This is a genomic window from Xanthobacter luteus, assembly GCF_040049235.1.
Taxonomy (GTDB): Bacteria; Pseudomonadota; Alphaproteobacteria; order Rhizobiales; family Xanthobacteraceae; genus Xanthobacter.
Window position 1 is genome coordinate 462781 of record NZ_JBDZDO010000001.1, and the last position, 14664, is coordinate 477444.

Below are 14664 nucleotides of genomic sequence, written 5' to 3' on the forward strand. Positions count from 1 at the left end.
CGCCAGGGTCTGCCCGGGCGGCCCGCAGGCTGTGGCCGACGCCCCACGACCCGCGCGGCGCAACCGGCAGCGGTCCCGATGTTAGCGATCGCGTTATCGCTAATCCAGTGGTGTCCGCCGGCGGGCGGACGGCCGCCGCCCGCAAGCGCAGGAGGCTCCGCCCCGGCCCCGGCCGCCCGGATTGGAACGGGTCCACCCCGCGCCGGGCCTCTTGCGCGCCGCTGGACCTGCATGTTATCGCTAACGTTAGCGGTCACTTTGCACCAATGCAGACGCCCGGCAGCACCGGGAAGAGAGCCGCGATCAGCGCGCGGGTGAACGGCCCGCCGTGCATGGGAGAGGACGATGCGGCCATGAGGGCCACGGGCCAGCTCGAGGGCAGGATCGCCTGGATCACCGGCGGCGGCAGCGGCATCGGCGAAGCGACCGCGCGGGCGCTCGCACAGGCCGGCGCGCATGTGGTCGTCTCCGGGCGCCGCGCGGGCGAGCTCGACCGGGTCGCCGCCAGCATCCGCGCCGGCGGCGGGCGCGCCGATGCCCTCCCCCTGGACGTCGCCGATGCCGATGCCGTGGCCCGCGCCGCCGACGCGATCGGCGCCGCCCACGGAACCATCGACATCCTCGTGGCGAGCGCCGGGCTCAACGTCCCGAACCGGGCCTTCGCCGACCTCGACATCGCCTCCTGGGACAAGATCGTCGCGGTCAATCTCAGCGGCGTGATGTATGCCGTTGCCGCCGTCCTGCCCGGCATGCGGGCGGCGGGCGGCGGGCTGGTCGTCATCGTGTCCTCCTGGGTCGGGCGCCATGCGGTGAAGCTCGGCGGGCCCGCTTACAACGCCACCAAGCACGCGCTCGTGGCGCTGGGCCATTCGCTCAACATGGAGGAATGCGGCGCCGGCATCCGCGCCTGCGTGGTGATGCCGGGAGAGGTGGCGACCGACATCCTGGCGAAGCGCCCCGCGCCGCCGCCGCCGGAGGAGCTGGCGCGCCTCCTCGACCCGTCGGACGTGGCGCGGATGATCCGCGCGGTATGCGAGATGCCGCCGCGCGCCTGCGTCAACGAAATCCTCATCAGCCCCACATGGAACCGCAACTTCATCGCCCCGGGGGAGACCGCGCCGCACCCTGCGCGCGCGGCCACCTGAGGCGTCCCCTTTACGAGAGCAGCTTCCGCCGACGGGCGGACCCAAGGATGACCAGGCATGGACAGCAAGCGTAACGTTCTTTCCGGGTACCGCGTGCTCGACTGCTCGATCGCCATGGCCGGCCCGTTCGCCGCCCAGCGGCTCGGCGACCTCGGCGCCGACGTGGTGAAGGTCGAGCCGGTGACCGGCGAATGGCAGCGCCACGTAGCGGCCGGCGGCGCGGGCGGCAACCGCATCAACGTCTCGTTTCTCTCGCTCAACCGCAACAAGCGCTCGCTGGCGGTGGACCTCAAGTCCCAGCAGGGCAAGGCGGTGCTGCTCGACCTCGTGAAGAGCGCCGACGTGTTCCTGCAGAACTACCGGCCCGGCGTCGCCAAGCGGCTCGGCGTCGACTACGAGACGCTCGCGGCGATCAATCCCAAGCTCGTCTACTGCTCCATCTCCGGCTATGGCGAGAGCGGGCCCTACACCCAGCGTCCGGGCCAGGATCTGCTGCTGCAGGGCATGTCGGGCGCCATGCTCTCGGCCGGGCGCGCGGGCGAGCCGCCGACCCCGGCGGGCCAGTATCTGGTGGATGCGGTCACCGCCTACACCGCCTTCGAGGGCGTGCTCGCCGCCTTGCTCCATCGCGAGCGCACCGGCGAGGGCCAGCTGGTGCAGGTGAACATGCTCGACGCCATCACCACGCTGCAGATGCAGGAGCTCTCGGTGTTCACCGTGGCCGGCAAGCCGCAGGTGCGCTCGGCCGAGCCGCACGCCCACGTCTATATCCGCGCGCCCTACGGCGTGTTCGCGACCGCCGACGGCTTCCTCGTGCTCGCCTTCCCCTCGCTCAAGCTGCTCGGCGAGCTGATCGACGAGCCCTCCTTCCTCGCCATGAACGACGAGGTGGACAGCTGGACGAAGCGCGACGACATCTTCGCCAAGACCCGCGCCAAGCTCACCGGCAAGACCACCGCCGCGTGGCTGGAGGCGTTCCGCGCCGCCGACGTGTGGGCCGGCCCGGTCTATGGCTACGAGGACCTCGTGAGCGACCCGCAGGTGGCGCACAACGGCACGTTCGTCACCTATGACCATCCCACCGAGGGCCGGGTGACGACGCCCGGCTTCCCCATCAAATTCTCCAAGACCCCGTCGCAGGTGGACCGCGGCGCGCCGCTCGCGGGCGAGCACTCGCGCCAGGTGCTGGCGGAAGCCGGCTATGACGATGCCGCCATCGCGCGCCTCCTCGCCTCCGGCGCGGTGGCGGAAAGCTGAGGCGGCAATGCACTATCACGGCCTCACCTGGGACCATCCGCGCGGCTACAATGCGCTCGCCGCCGCGGCGGCGCGGCTCGATCCCGCCGGCGGCCTCTCCCTCTCTTGGGAGAAGCAGCCGCTGGAGGGCTTCGAGGCGCATCCCATCGACGATCTGTGCGCGCGCTACGATCTGGTGGTGCTGGATCACCCCCATGTGGGCGAGGCGGTGGCCAAGGGCTGCCTGGTGCCGCTGGAGGACCTGTTCGCCGCCGACGAGATCGCGGCGCTGGACCGGGAGAGCATCGGCCCGAGCCTGTCGAGCTACCGCTTCGCCGGCGCCCACTGGGCGCTGCCGCTCGATGCGGCGACGCAGGTGATGGCGCGCCGGGCGGACCTCGTGGAGGGGCCGGCCCCGGCCACCTGGGACGAGGTGCTGACCCTTTCCGAGCGCGCGCCGGTGGCGCTCTCGCTGGCCGGCCCGCACGCCTGCCTCACCTTCCTCTCCATCGCCGCCGCGCTCGGCGAGCCGCCCGCCGTGGCGGACCCGGACGTTCTGGTCTCGGACACGGTGGGGCAAGCCGCGCTCGACGCCATGGCGCGCCTTGCCGCCCGTTCCCCCGCCTCGGTGCGGGAGAAGAACCCCATCGGCATCCTCGACCACATGGCCGCCCACGCCGACGTGGCGCTCTGCCCGCTCATCTATGGCTATGTGACCTATGCCGCCCCGCGCGATCCCGGCCTCGCGGCGATCGCCTTCTCCGATGCGCCGCGCGCGGCGGCGGGCGGGCGGCCGGGCTCGACGCTGGGCGGCACCGGCATCGGCGTCTCGCGCCGCTGCGTGGTCACCCCGGCTCTGCTCGACCATCTGCGCTGGCTGATGGGCGCCGCGGCGCAGGTCGCCTTCATCCCGGCCCATGACGGCCAGCCGAGCCGGCGCGACGCCTGGCGGGATGGCGGCGTCAACGCCCGCTGGGGCGGCTTCTACGCCGCCACCGCGCAGACCCTGGAGGCGGCCTATGTGCGCCCGCGCCACGGGGGCTACATCGCCTTCCAGGCCGACGCCGCGCGCCTCATCCGCGACGGGCTCGCCGACGGCCGTCCCCACCGCGACATCCTGGGCGACCTCGCTGCGCGCTATGCGCGCAGCCGCGTCCCCGGCACCGAACGATAGGCGGAGCACCATGAGCGAAGACGTCACCTTCTCCACCGACGGCCACGTCGCCACCCTGACCCTCAACCGGCCGCAGAAGCTGAATTCCGTGACGCCGGAAATGGCGAGCGCGCTGATTGATGCCGTCGCGCGTATCAATGACGACGACGCCATCCGCTGCGTGGTGCTCACCGGCGCCGGTGAGAAGGCGTTTTGCTGCGGTTCCGACATCCGCGAGCTCGACCGCTACGACACGGCGTGGAACTTCCGCAACCGCGCGGACTATTGCGACGCCATCCGCCGCCTGCGCAAGCCCGCCATCGCCGCGGTGAACGGCTACGCCTTCGGCGGCGGCCTCGAGACCGCCATGAGCTGCGACGTGCGCATCTGCTCGGTCAATGCGCAGTTCGCCGCGCCCGAGATCAAGCTTGGCTGGATCGGCGGCGGCGGCGTCGCCGCCTTCCTCTCCCATGCCATCGGCGCATCCAACGCGGCGCTCATGATCCTCACCGGCGATCCCATCGATGCGCACAAAGCGCTGGCCTGGGGCCTCGTCAGCGAGGTGACGCCCCAGGACCGGCTCCTGGAGCGCGCCCAGGCGCTGGCGGCGGTCATCGCCAGCCGCGCCCCGATCGCGGCGGAGACCGCCAAGCTCAACCTCGCCGCGGCCCATACGCTGCCGGTCGAGCAGGCCATCGCCTACGAGCGGGACCTGCAGACCATCTGCTTTGCCACGCAGGACGCCGCGGAAGGCCGCGCCGCCTTCAAGGAGAAGCGCCCGCCGGTGTTCCGGCGCAAATGACAACAAGAACGACTGGAGGAGGAAACGCCCAGCCATGACCGACCCTGCCCTCACCCTCGACCCCGCTGCAGCGCTCCCTGCGGGCGGTCTCCTGGTGGGCCGCGCCTTCCGCCCCCGCATCGGCCCCAGCGTCGTCACCGTGCGCGGCGGCGAGGTGATCGACATCACCTGCGCCGAGGCGCCCACCGTGCGGGACCTGTGCGAGAGCGCCGATCCCGCGGCGCTCGCCCGCGATCTGCCGGGCGTGCCCATCGGCGCCGCGGCGGACTTGCTCGCCAATTCCGACGAGGCGCGGCGCGCCACGCCGGCGCCGCGCCTCCTCTCGCCCATCGACCTGCAGGCCGTGAAGGCCTCCGGCGTCACCTTCGTCATCAGCCTGCTGGAGCGGGTGATCGAGGAGCAGGCGCGTGGCGCGCCGGAAAAGGCGCATGCCATCCGCGCCGACATCGACCGCCTGATCGGCGCCGATCTCTCCAAGCTCAAGCCCGGCTCGCCCGCCGCCATGGAGGTGAAGGCCGCCTTGGTCGCGCGGGGTCTGTGGTCCCAGTATTTGGAAGTGGGCATCGGCCCGGATGCGGAGATCTTCACCAAGGGCCAGCCGCTCTCCACGGTGGGCACCGGCGCCCATGTGGGCATCCTGCCCTCCTCGGTGTGGAACAATCCCGAGCCGGAGGTCGCGATCGTCGTCACCAGCCGCGGCGCCATCGTCGGCGCGACGCTCGCCAACGACGTGAACCTGCGCGACGTGGAAGGCCGCTCGGCCCTGCTGCTCGGCCGCGCCAAGGACAACAATGCGAGCTGTTCCATCGGCCCGTTCGTGCGGCTCTTCGACACCCGCTTCACCCTGGACGACGTGCGCGCCGCCGAATTGAGCCTGACCGTGGACGGCCCGGACGGCTTCCGCCTCACGGGTGCAAGCTCCATGCGCCAGATCAGCCGCGACCCAGCCGAGCTTGCCGCCGCCACCATCGGCGCCAACCACCTTTACCCGGACGGCTTCGTGCTGCTGCTCGGCACCATGTTCGCCCCGGTGGAGGACCGCGACCGCCCGGGCGAGGGCTTCACCCACAAGGTGGGCGACGCCGTGACCATCGCCACGCCGTCGCTCGGCGCCCTGTCCAACCGGGTGCGCCATTGCTCGGACTGTGCGCCCTGGGCATTCGGCGCCGCCGACCTCATGCGAAATCTCGCGGGACGCGGGCTCCTGTGAGCCCCCTCGCCACCGGATGGAGGTTGCCATGACCGCCGAAGTGACCGGGCTGATGCTGATCGGCGCCGCCGCCGTGCGCGGCAGTCGCGGCGCGATCTGCGCCGTCGACCCGAGCTCAGGCGAAGAGCTGCAGCCCGCCTTCCCCGGCGGCTCGGCCGACGACGTGGCGCGCGCCTGCGCCCTCGCCTGGGCGGCCTTCGACACCTATCGCGAGACCGCGCCCGAGGCGCGCGCCCGGTTCCTGGAAGCCGTGGCCGAGGCCCTCCTCGGCCTCGGCGACGGCCTCATCGGGCGCGCCATGGCGGAGAGCGGCCTGCCGCGCGGGCGGCTCGAAGGCGAGCGCGGCCGCACGGTGGGCCAGTTGCACCTGTTCGCGAGGCTGCTGCGCGAGGGCGCATTCATCGAGGCGCGCATCGATCCGGCGCTGCCGGAGCGCCAGCCGCTGCCGCGCGCGGACCTGCGCCAGCGCCACATCGCGCTCGGCCCGGTGGCCGTGTTCGGCGCCAGCAATTTCCCCCTCGCCTTCTCGGTGGCGGGCGGCGACACCGCATCCGCGCTCGCCGCCGGCTGCCCGGTGGTGGTGAAGGGCCATTCCGCCCATCCCGGCACGTCCGAGCTGGTCGGGCGCGCGGTGCAGCAGGCGGTGGCGGCCTGCGGCCTGCCGGAAGGCGTGTTCTCTTTGCTGTTCGGCTCGGGCAGCGAGGTGGGCATCGCCCTCGTCACCGATCCGCGCATCAAGGCGGTGGGCTTCACCGGCTCGCGCCGCGGCGGGCTGGCGCTGGTGGCCGCCGCGCAGGCGCGGCCGGAGCCGATCCCGGTCTATGCGGAGATGGCCTCCATCAATCCGGTGGTGCTCCTGCCGGCCGCGCTCGCCGCCCGCGCCGAGGCGCTGGGCCGGGATTTCGTCGGCTCGCTCACCCTCGGCGCGGGGCAGTTCTGCACCAATCCGGGCCTCGTCTTCGCGCTCGCGGGTTCCGACCTCGACCGCTTCGTGGCGGCCGCGGCGGCGGTGCTGCAATCCAGCGCCGCCGCCACCATGCTCACCCCCGGCATCCATGCCGCCTACGAGGCGGGCGTCGCCCATCTCGAAGGCAATGCCCATGCGCGCACCCTTGCCCGTGGCGGCAAGGGCGCGGGCCCGCACCAGGGCTGCGCGGCTTTGTTCATGACCGACGCGGCCGCGCTCGCCGCCGATCCCGCGCTCACCGAGGAGGTGTTCGGCGCCGCATCCCTGGTGGTGCGCTGCCGCGACCTCGACGAGGTGCGCGCCGCGATCGAGCAACTCGAAGGCCAGCTCACCGCCACCCTCCATGCCGACGATGCGGACCAGGGCGCCGCCCGCGCGCTGCTGCCGACGCTGGAGCGCAAGGCCGGGCGCATCCTGTTCAACGGCTGGCCCACCGGCGTCGAGGTCTGCGACGCCATGGTCCATGGCGGTCCGTTCCCGGCCACCTCGGACAGCCGCACCACCTCGGTCGGCACCCTGGCCATCCGCCGGTTCCTGCGGCCGGTCTGCTACCAGGACGTGCCCGACGCCCTCCTGCCCGACGCCCTGAAGCGCGCCAACCCGCTCGGCGTGCCGCGCCGCATGGACGGCGCGTTCCAAGGCGCCGCCCCGGGCTGATTTTTCCCCGCAAGGGGCCCCACCGCAAACAAGAAAACTGGAGGAAGCCAATGACCCTGAACCGATTTCTGACCCCCCTCGCCGCCGCCGGAGCGCTGCTGCTCGCAGCCGGAGCGGCGTCCGCCCAGACCAAGAGCGTGGTCACCTTCGCCGCCTCGCATTTCGCCGAGGTCGGCCGCGGCGACCGACTGCGGGCCTGGGTGGAGAAGTTCAACAAGGCGAATCCGAACGTGGAGGTGAAGCCGATCACCATCCCGTTCTCCTCCTTCGCCACCACCATCTTCACCCAGATGGGCGGCGGCGGCGGGCCGGACATCATCCGCTTCGACCTGCCGGAATTCTATGCGGCGGTGGCGGCGAAATCGGTGCTGCCGTGGGACGGCTTCATCACCGATGCCGACTACAAGTTCACCAGCGCCGACAAGTTCATGTTCGTGGGCGGCAAGCGCTACGGCGTCGCCTTCGACACCGCCAACTACGCCATGGTCTTCAACGCGGCGCTGGTGCCCGGCGGCAAGCCGCCGGCGAGCTTCGACGATTTCCTGGCCGCCGCGAAGGCCGCGACCAAAGACGGCCATTACGGCTTCGCCTTCCGCGCCACCATGGCCGAGCGCGGCGGCATGTGGTATGATTTGACCAATTTCGTCTATGGCTTCGGCGGCCGCTGGTCCAAGCCCGACGGCACGCCCACCTTCAACAGCCCCGAGGTGATCGCCGGCATCACCGCCTACAAGCAGGTCTACGACGCCGGCGTGACGCCCAAGGGCACCGACGCCGCCACCTACCGGCGCATGTTCTGGGAGGGCAAGATCGCCATGGAGATCGACAATGGCGGCGTCGCCACCATTCTGACCTCCGAGGGCAAGACCCATCCCATCGGCGCGGCGCACTCGCCGTTCCCGCACCGCGAGCAGGGCATGATCCTCGCCCCCGCCACCATCAACGCCAACACCAAGGTGAAGGACGCGGCGGTGAAGTTCCTGCGCTGGGCGCTCGAGCCCCAGCAGCAGCAGGAATTGCAGACCCTGCTCGGCGCCGCCAACGTCGCCACCGTGGTGCCGCGCACCCCGGCGGAGCTGGAGGCCATGCCGTGGCTGAAGGTCTACGACGCACAGACCCCCTACAGCGTGCCGGCTCTGCCCCAGGGCCTGGAGACCAAGGCGCCGGAGATCCAGCAGATCGTGGTGGCGCAGGTGCTCAAGGTGCTCCAGGGCGGCATGGCGCCGAAGGCGGCCATGGACGAGACCCAGCGCCTCGTCACCACCCGCGTGCTCGGCCAGTGACCTGCACCTGACCCTGCCGGGGGCGGCGCGCGCCGCCCCCGCCTCTCCGCGACGGACCCATGATGATGACGCGCCCCGCCCCGAGCCGGCCTCAGGCCACCGACACCGCCGCAGCGCCGGACCGCAGCCGATGGACCGCGGCGGTCTTCGTCGCGCCGGTCGTGCTCTATCTCCTCGCCCTCCAATTCTACCCGCTGGCGCAGCAATTCTATCTCAGCGTGACCGCCACCTCGCTGCTGGACCCCTCGCGCCAGACCTTCGTGGGGCTTGAGAACTATCGCGACATCCTGAGCGATCCCGAGTTCCACCAGGCGCTCCGGGTGACGGTGGTCTACACTCTGGTCTGCGTCGCCGGCTCGATCCTGCTCGGCCTCGGGGCGGCGCTGCTGCTCGACCGGCCGTTCCGCGGGCGCGGCATCGCGCGCGCCCTCGTCACCATCCCCTGGGCGGCGCCGCCGGTGGCTGCCGCGCTCATCTTCGTGTGGCTCTTCAATGCCCAATACGGCCTGGTGAGCCGCGCCTCGCAGGCGCTCGGCCTATCGACCGGCGGCTTCAACTGGCTCGACGAGCCCTCCTTCGCGCTGCCGGCGATCCTCATCACCACGCTGTGGCAGATCTTCCCATTCTCGGCGGTGGTCATCCTCGCCGCGCTCCAAAGCGTGCCCTCCGAGCTGCGCGAGGCGGCGGTGATCGACGGGGCGGACCGCCTCAGCGTGTTCAAGGCGGTGGTGTGGCCCACCATCCGGCCGACCGTGGCGCTGCTCGCGCTATTGATTACCGTGTGGTCGCTGCGCCGCTTCGATGTGATCTGGATCATGACCCAGGGCGGCCCGCTCGGGGAGACCAACACGCTGGTGATCGACCTTTATCGGCGCGCCTTCGTCTATCTGGACCTCGGCCGCGCCGCCGCCGTTGGCATCGTCGGCCTGGTGGTCGCGGTGCTGGTCACCCTCATCTATTTCTGGGCTTCCCGGCGCGCGGAAGCGGCGAGCGGAAAGCGGTGAGCGCCATGGCCCGGTTCCGTCCCTTCCATGCCGCGGCGGTGCTCGCCCTGCTCGGGGTCGCCGCCTTCCCGCTCTACTGGATGTTCGTCACCTCGCTGACGCCGTCGGCGCGGCTGTTCGGCGCCGCGCCGCAGGTGCTGCCGGACCTCTCCCAGCTGCCGGTCTACCTCGATGCGCTGACCTCGACCTCGCTGCGGCACTGGCTGTTCAATTCCATGGTGGTCGCGGTGGGCACCACGGTGCTGTCGATCCTGCTCGCGGTGCTGCCGGCCTACGCGCTCTCGCGCCTCAAATTTCCCGGCATGCTGCTGCTCGGCTTCACGCTGTTCCTCACCCAGATGCTGCCCGAAGCCATGCTGGTGGTGCCGCTCTACGACATCTTCGCGCGGCTGGGGCTGCTCAACACGCTGCTCGGCCTGATCCTCGCCAACACCGCCTTCACGGTGCCGGTGGTGACCTGGATCCTGAAGGGCGCCATCGACGCCGTGCCGAGCGAGATCGAGGAGGCGGCGCACATCGACGGCTGCTCGCGCCTCGGCATCGTGCTCACGGTGGTGGTGCCGCTCATCGCGCCGACGCTGGCGGCGGCGGCGGTGATCGCCTTCTTCCATGGCTGGAACGAATATGTGTTCGCCCAGACCTTCATCAGCGACGACCAGTTGCGCACCGCCTCGGTGGGCCTGGCAAGCTTCGTGGGCGAGCTGTCGACGCCGATCCACACGGTGATGGCGGTGGGCTTCATCTACACGCTGCCCGCGGTGGTCTTCTATCTCTTCGTCCAACGCTACGTGGTCGCCGGCATGACGTCCGGCGGCGTCAAGGGCTGACGCGCGCGCGTCGCCGTCCCCATCTTCGAGGAACACGCCCCATGGCGCTCAAGCTCGCGAACGTCACCAAGTCCTTCGAGGCCCACAAGGTGATCGACAACATCGACATCGAGGTGGGCGACGACGAGTTCCTGGTCCTGCTCGGCCCTTCGGGCTGCGGCAAGTCCACCATCCTGCGCATGATCGCCGGCCTCGAGAGCGTCACCAGCGGCGAAATCCACCTCGCCGGCCACCGGGTGGACCAATTGCCGCCGAGCGAGCGCGACATGGCGTTCGTGTTCCAGTCCTATGCGCTCTATCCGCACATGACGGTGCGGCGGAACATCGCCTTCCCGCTCATCATGCGCCGGCACCGCTGGTGGTTCCACCTGCCGGTGATCGGCGGCCTCGCCAAGCGGCGCATCGAGCGCAGCCCCGAGGTGCGCGAGAAGGTGGAGCGCACGGCGGAGATGCTGGCGCTCACCAAGATGCTCGACCGCTATCCGCGCACCCTCTCCGGCGGCCAGCGCCAGCGCGTGGCGCTCGGCCGCGCCATGGTGCGCCAGCCCTCCGCCTTCCTCATGGACGAGCCGCTCTCGAACCTCGACGCCAAGCTGCGCACCGCCATGCGCGCCGAGATCACCCAATTGCACCAGCGCGTGGGCGGCACCTTCGTCTATGTCACCCACGACCAGATCGAGGCGATGACCATGGGCAGCCGCATCGCGCTGCTGCGCGACGGCACGCTGCAGCAGTTCGGCACCCCGCGCGAGATCTACGAGACGCCCGCCAACACCTACGTCGCGCGCTTCATCGGCACGCCGCCCATGAACCTGATCGCGGCCGAAGTGACGCAAGGCACGCTCACGGTCGGCGCCCTGCGGCTGCCGCTGCCCGACGGCACGGCGGACGGAAACTGCGGTGCGGTCTGGCTCGGCCTGCGGCCCGGCGCGCTGCGGCTGACCGCGCTGGGCGCGCCCGGCACGCTCCCGGGCACGGTCTGCCTGGTCGAGCATATCGGCGCGGAATCCGTCGTCGGCGTCACGCTCGACGGCCTCCACACCGCCCATGACGACGACGGCGCGCCGACCCGGGAGGTGATGGTGACGCTGCCCGGCTATGCCGCGCACAAGGCCGGAGAGAGGGTGGGCATCGCCTGCGATCTCACGGCGTTCTCGCTGTTCGACCGCAGCAGCGGCGCGCGCGTCGGGGGCGATGCCGCGCGGTCCTGACGGCGCTGTCCGGCCGCGCCAGACGCCCGGCCTGAGACCGGCCCGGCCCGAACTTGCCCTGCCTCACTTTGCCTGCCCGCGGCCGCATGCCCCCACCGGCGCCCGTCGGCTCAGCGCTCGCGCGCGCCCGCCCGCGCCGTGCTGCCGCGCAGCGCGATCTCGTAGCCGACCTCGCAGACCAGATGGGGCGCGCATTTGCCCTCGATGCGGTCGAGCAGGATATCCGCCGCACGATGGCCGATCTCGTAGCGGGGAATGTCGACCGTCGTCAGCGCGGGATTGAGGTGGCGCGCGAAGTCGAAATCGCCGAACCCGGCCACGGCGATGTCCTCCGGCACCCGCAGGCCCGCCCGCTGGAAGGCGAGCAGCGCGCCCGCCGCCAGCACGTCGTTGAGGCAGGCGACCGCGTCCGGCCGCGGCGCAAGGGCGCGCAGGCGCTCGGCGGCCGCCGCGCCGCTGGCCATGCTGGTCAGGTCGTCGGCATAAAGCATGACGCGCTCATGCAGTCCGGCGGCCGACAGGCTCCCCGCATAGCCCTCGGCGCGCATCTGGGCGCGGCGGTCGCGGGTCACGGTGCCGACGAAGGCGATGCGCCGGAAGCCCTGGGCGACCAATGCGTCGGTCATCGCCTTCATGGCGTCGAAGTTGGATAGGCCCACCAGGCTGTCGATCGGGGTGGGCGTGCTGTCCCACGTCTCGACCACCGGCAAACCGGACTTCTCCAGCATGGTGCGCGTCGCCCGCGCGTGGGACACGCCGACGATGATGAAGCCGTCCGGACGGCGCCGCAGCAGGGATTCGATCGCCCTCTGCTCCTCGGCGGCGGAATAGCCCGTCTCGGCCATGATCATCTGCACGCCGCGGCGCCGGGCGACGTCGGCGACGCCCTTGACGCTGTCCGAGAAGATGGAGCTTGCGACCGTGGGCAGGATGAGCGCGATCGTGCCGCTGCGCTGCGAGGCGAGGCTGGAGGCCACGAGGTTGTAGATGTAGCCGGTCTCGCGGATCGCCGCTTCCACCTTCAGGCGCCTTGCCCTCCTCCGCCTTCAGGTCCAGCGCAATGAAACGCTTGTTGCGGTTGATGGCGAGGACGATCGGCCCCATTCCGCGGTTGAGGGTGACGCCGCGCGCACGGGCGAGGTCGCCCGCCAGGGCGGGCGGGACGCCAAGGCGCCGAACCGGCTCCCGCGGGCGATCAGTCGGCGCTTTTTTCCGGCCCCGGCTTGGCGGCCGGCTGCTGCGCCTTCTCGATCCGGCGCGCCTCCGTGCGCAGCAGCCGCGCCACCTGCTCGATGCGCTCCGGCGTCAGGCGGCTCTCGATGGCGGCGACGCTCAGCGAGCCGGCGAGCGTGCCGTCCGCGCCGCGCACCGCGACGCCGACCGCCACCACGCCCGGGGCGCGGCTCACATTCACCGCGTGGCCCCGCGCCCGTGCCTCCGCCACGAGGCGGCGCAGTGCCTGCGGCGGCAGGTCCGTGAAGCTGGCAAGGCGCGGCGCGTTCGCCGCCATGATGCTCTCCGCCTCCTCCTCCGGCAGCGCCGCCAGCATGGCGAGACCGCCGCAGCCGACGCCCAGCGGGATGCGGGCGCCCAGATCGATGGTGAAGGCCTTGATGGGGAAGCTGCCCGCCTTGCGCCGCACGCACAAGGCATCCCCGCCGGCCCGCACGGCGGCGAACACGGTGTCGCCGGTGCGCTCCGCCAGCAGGTCCACGGAGGCTTCCGCCATGCTGCTGAAAGCAAGGCGCGGCTCCGCCAGCAGCCCCAGTTCATAGACATAGGGCCCCAGATGATAGCGCCGGGTGCCGGCATCCTGGCTGGCCAGCCCCTCCGCCATCAGCCCCTGCACGATGCGGTGGGCGGTGGCGTGGATGAGGCCGGTCTCCCGCGCGATGTCCACCATCCGCGCCCCGGACTGGCTCCGCTGCGCCAGCGCGCGCAGCACGCTCGCCGCGCGGCGGATGCTTTGCACCCCGGCCATGTCCGCTCCCGCCATCGCCGCACCCTCCATAAATATCCATAATATGGACTATCTATCTTGCCGAATGCCGTCAAGGAATCTTTTAGTTGACAGGATTATCTCGGCTTATAGGTTTTCATCGGCTCAGCGAAGAGCATATAGTCCAAATTATGGACATTCGTGGGCCTGTCGAGGGAGGAACGTCAATGGACCGCAGAACCCTTTTGCTTGGCCCGCTCGCTTTGGCCGCCGCGCTCGCAACCGGACACCTGCCCGCAGCGGCGCAGGCCTATCCCGCAATGCCCATTCATCTGGTGGTCGGCTATGCGGCCGGCGGCGCGACGGATTCCGTCGCCCGGCTGCTCAGCCAGAAACTGTCCGAGGAGCTGGGCCAGCCGGTGGTGGTGGAAAACAAGCCCGGCGCCGGCGCGACCGTCGCGTCCAATTATGTCGCGAAGGCCGCGCCTGACGGCTACACGCTGTTCATGAGCACGATCGCCAACACGATCAACACCACGCTCTACAAGCGGCTCGCCTTCGATTTCGAGCGCGACTTCGCCCCGGTCTCGCTGGTCGCGACCGTCCCGAACGTCCTCGTGGTCAATCCCGAGGTTCCGGCAAAGACGGTGAAGGAGTTCATCGCGCTGGCGAAGAGCAAGCCGGGCGAGATCAATTTCGGCTCATCGGGCAGCGGCTCCTCCGTGCACCTGTCCGGCGAGCTGTTCAACATGGTGGCCGGCGTCAAGCTCACCCATGTGCCCTACAAGGGCAGCGCCCCGGCGGCGGTGGACCTGATGAGCGGCCAGATCCAGGCCATGTTCGACAATCTCTCCACCGCTCTGCCCTTCATCAAGTCCGGCCGGCTGCGGGCGCTCGCCGTCACCAGCGCGGAACGCTCCGCCGCCGCGCCCGACATTCCCACCATGGCGGAAGCCGGCCTGCCCGAGTGCGAGGTGCTGTCCTGGTTCGCGCTGGTGGCGCCCGCAAAGACCCCGAAGGACATCGTCGACCGGCTCAATGCGGCGACCGTGAAGGCGCTGGCCGACCCCGCCGTGAAGCAGCAGTTCGCAGCTTTGGGCGCCGACCCCGTCTCCAGCCCGCCGGGCGCGCTTGCCGCCTTCATCACCGCCGAGACCGCCAAGTGGGCCAAGGTGGTGAAGGCCTCCGGCGCGACCGTCGACTGATCCTGTTTTCCCGCACCAAGAGACC

The 14664-nt window shown here is 71.0% G+C and carries 13 protein-coding genes; 11 read left to right on the forward strand and 2 right to left on the reverse strand.

All coding sequences use genetic code 11. The annotated features are described in order from the left end of the window. Nucleotides 1–353: 353 nt before the first annotated feature. The 10 genes from ABLE88_RS02320 (at nucleotide 354) to ABLE88_RS02365 (ending at nucleotide 11495) form a co-directional block, all read left to right on the forward strand. Nucleotides 354–1145 (forward strand): SDR family oxidoreductase, encoded by a 792-nt coding sequence (locus ABLE88_RS02320; protein ID WP_348829795.1) that lies wholly within the window; start codon nucleotides 354–356, stop codon nucleotides 1143–1145. Between the two features lie 57 nt (nucleotides 1146–1202). Next, nucleotides 1203–2402, forward strand: a complete 1200-nt coding sequence (locus ABLE88_RS02325; RefSeq protein WP_348829796.1) for a CaiB/BaiF CoA transferase family protein — start codon at nucleotides 1203–1205, stop codon at nucleotides 2400–2402. A gap of 7 nt (nucleotides 2403–2409) precedes the next feature. Continuing rightward, nucleotides 2410–3555, forward strand: coding sequence for an extracellular solute-binding protein (locus ABLE88_RS02330; RefSeq protein ID WP_348829797.1), 1146 nt, complete (start codon nucleotides 2410–2412; stop codon nucleotides 3553–3555). Nucleotides 3556–3565: 10 nt separating this feature from the next. Continuing rightward, nucleotides 3566–4336 carry an enoyl-CoA hydratase/isomerase family protein gene (locus ABLE88_RS02335; RefSeq protein WP_348829798.1) on the forward strand — a complete coding sequence of 257 codons (771 nt, stop codon included), beginning with the start codon at nucleotides 3566–3568 and terminating at the stop codon, nucleotides 4334–4336. 34 nt (nucleotides 4337–4370) lie between these two features. Further along, nucleotides 4371–5546 carry a fumarylacetoacetate hydrolase family protein gene (locus ABLE88_RS02340; protein WP_348829799.1) on the forward strand — a complete coding sequence of 392 codons (1176 nt, stop codon included), beginning with the start codon at nucleotides 4371–4373 and terminating at the stop codon, nucleotides 5544–5546. A gap of 28 nt (nucleotides 5547–5574) precedes the next feature. Then, the gene (locus ABLE88_RS02345) at nucleotides 5575–7170 is read left to right on the forward strand and encodes an aldehyde dehydrogenase (NADP(+)) (RefSeq protein ID WP_348829801.1); all 1596 of its coding nucleotides are present in this window, start codon (nucleotides 5575–5577) and stop codon (nucleotides 7168–7170) included. 50 nt (nucleotides 7171–7220) lie between these two features. Then, nucleotides 7221–8453: an extracellular solute-binding protein gene (locus tag ABLE88_RS02350; protein WP_348829802.1), complete on the forward strand. Its 1233-nt coding sequence runs from the start codon at nucleotides 7221–7223 to the stop codon at nucleotides 8451–8453. Between the two features lie 65 nt (nucleotides 8454–8518). Next, nucleotides 8519–9457: a carbohydrate ABC transporter permease gene (locus ABLE88_RS02355; protein WP_348829803.1), complete on the forward strand. Its 939-nt coding sequence runs from the start codon at nucleotides 8519–8521 to the stop codon at nucleotides 9455–9457. A 5-nt stretch (nucleotides 9458–9462) separates the two neighbouring features. Next, entirely contained in the window at nucleotides 9463–10284 is an 822-nt protein-coding gene (locus ABLE88_RS02360; protein WP_348829804.1) for a carbohydrate ABC transporter permease, read from the forward strand. Nucleotides 10285–10325: 41 nt separating this feature from the next. After that, nucleotides 10326–11495 carry an ABC transporter ATP-binding protein gene (locus tag ABLE88_RS02365; protein ID WP_348829805.1) on the forward strand — a complete coding sequence of 390 codons (1170 nt, stop codon included), beginning with the start codon at nucleotides 10326–10328 and terminating at the stop codon, nucleotides 11493–11495. A 110-nt stretch (nucleotides 11496–11605) separates the two neighbouring features. Here the strand turns inward: ABLE88_RS02365 and ABLE88_RS02370 are convergent, their stop codons facing one another. Next, on the reverse strand, nucleotides 11606–12514 hold the full coding sequence (locus ABLE88_RS02370) for a substrate-binding domain-containing protein (RefSeq protein WP_348829806.1): 909 nt from the start codon (nucleotides 12512–12514) through the stop codon (nucleotides 11606–11608). 176 nt (nucleotides 12515–12690) lie between these two features. Beyond that, the gene (locus tag ABLE88_RS02375) at nucleotides 12691–13476 is read right to left on the reverse strand and encodes an IclR family transcriptional regulator (RefSeq protein WP_348829807.1); all 786 of its coding nucleotides are present in this window, start codon (nucleotides 13474–13476) and stop codon (nucleotides 12691–12693) included. Between the two features lie 185 nt (nucleotides 13477–13661). Between ABLE88_RS02375 and ABLE88_RS02380 the strand changes: the two genes are divergently transcribed. Next, the gene (locus tag ABLE88_RS02380) at nucleotides 13662–14639 is read left to right on the forward strand and encodes a tripartite tricarboxylate transporter substrate binding protein (RefSeq protein WP_348829809.1); all 978 of its coding nucleotides are present in this window, start codon (nucleotides 13662–13664) and stop codon (nucleotides 14637–14639) included. Nucleotides 14640–14664: the final 25 nt, after the last annotated feature.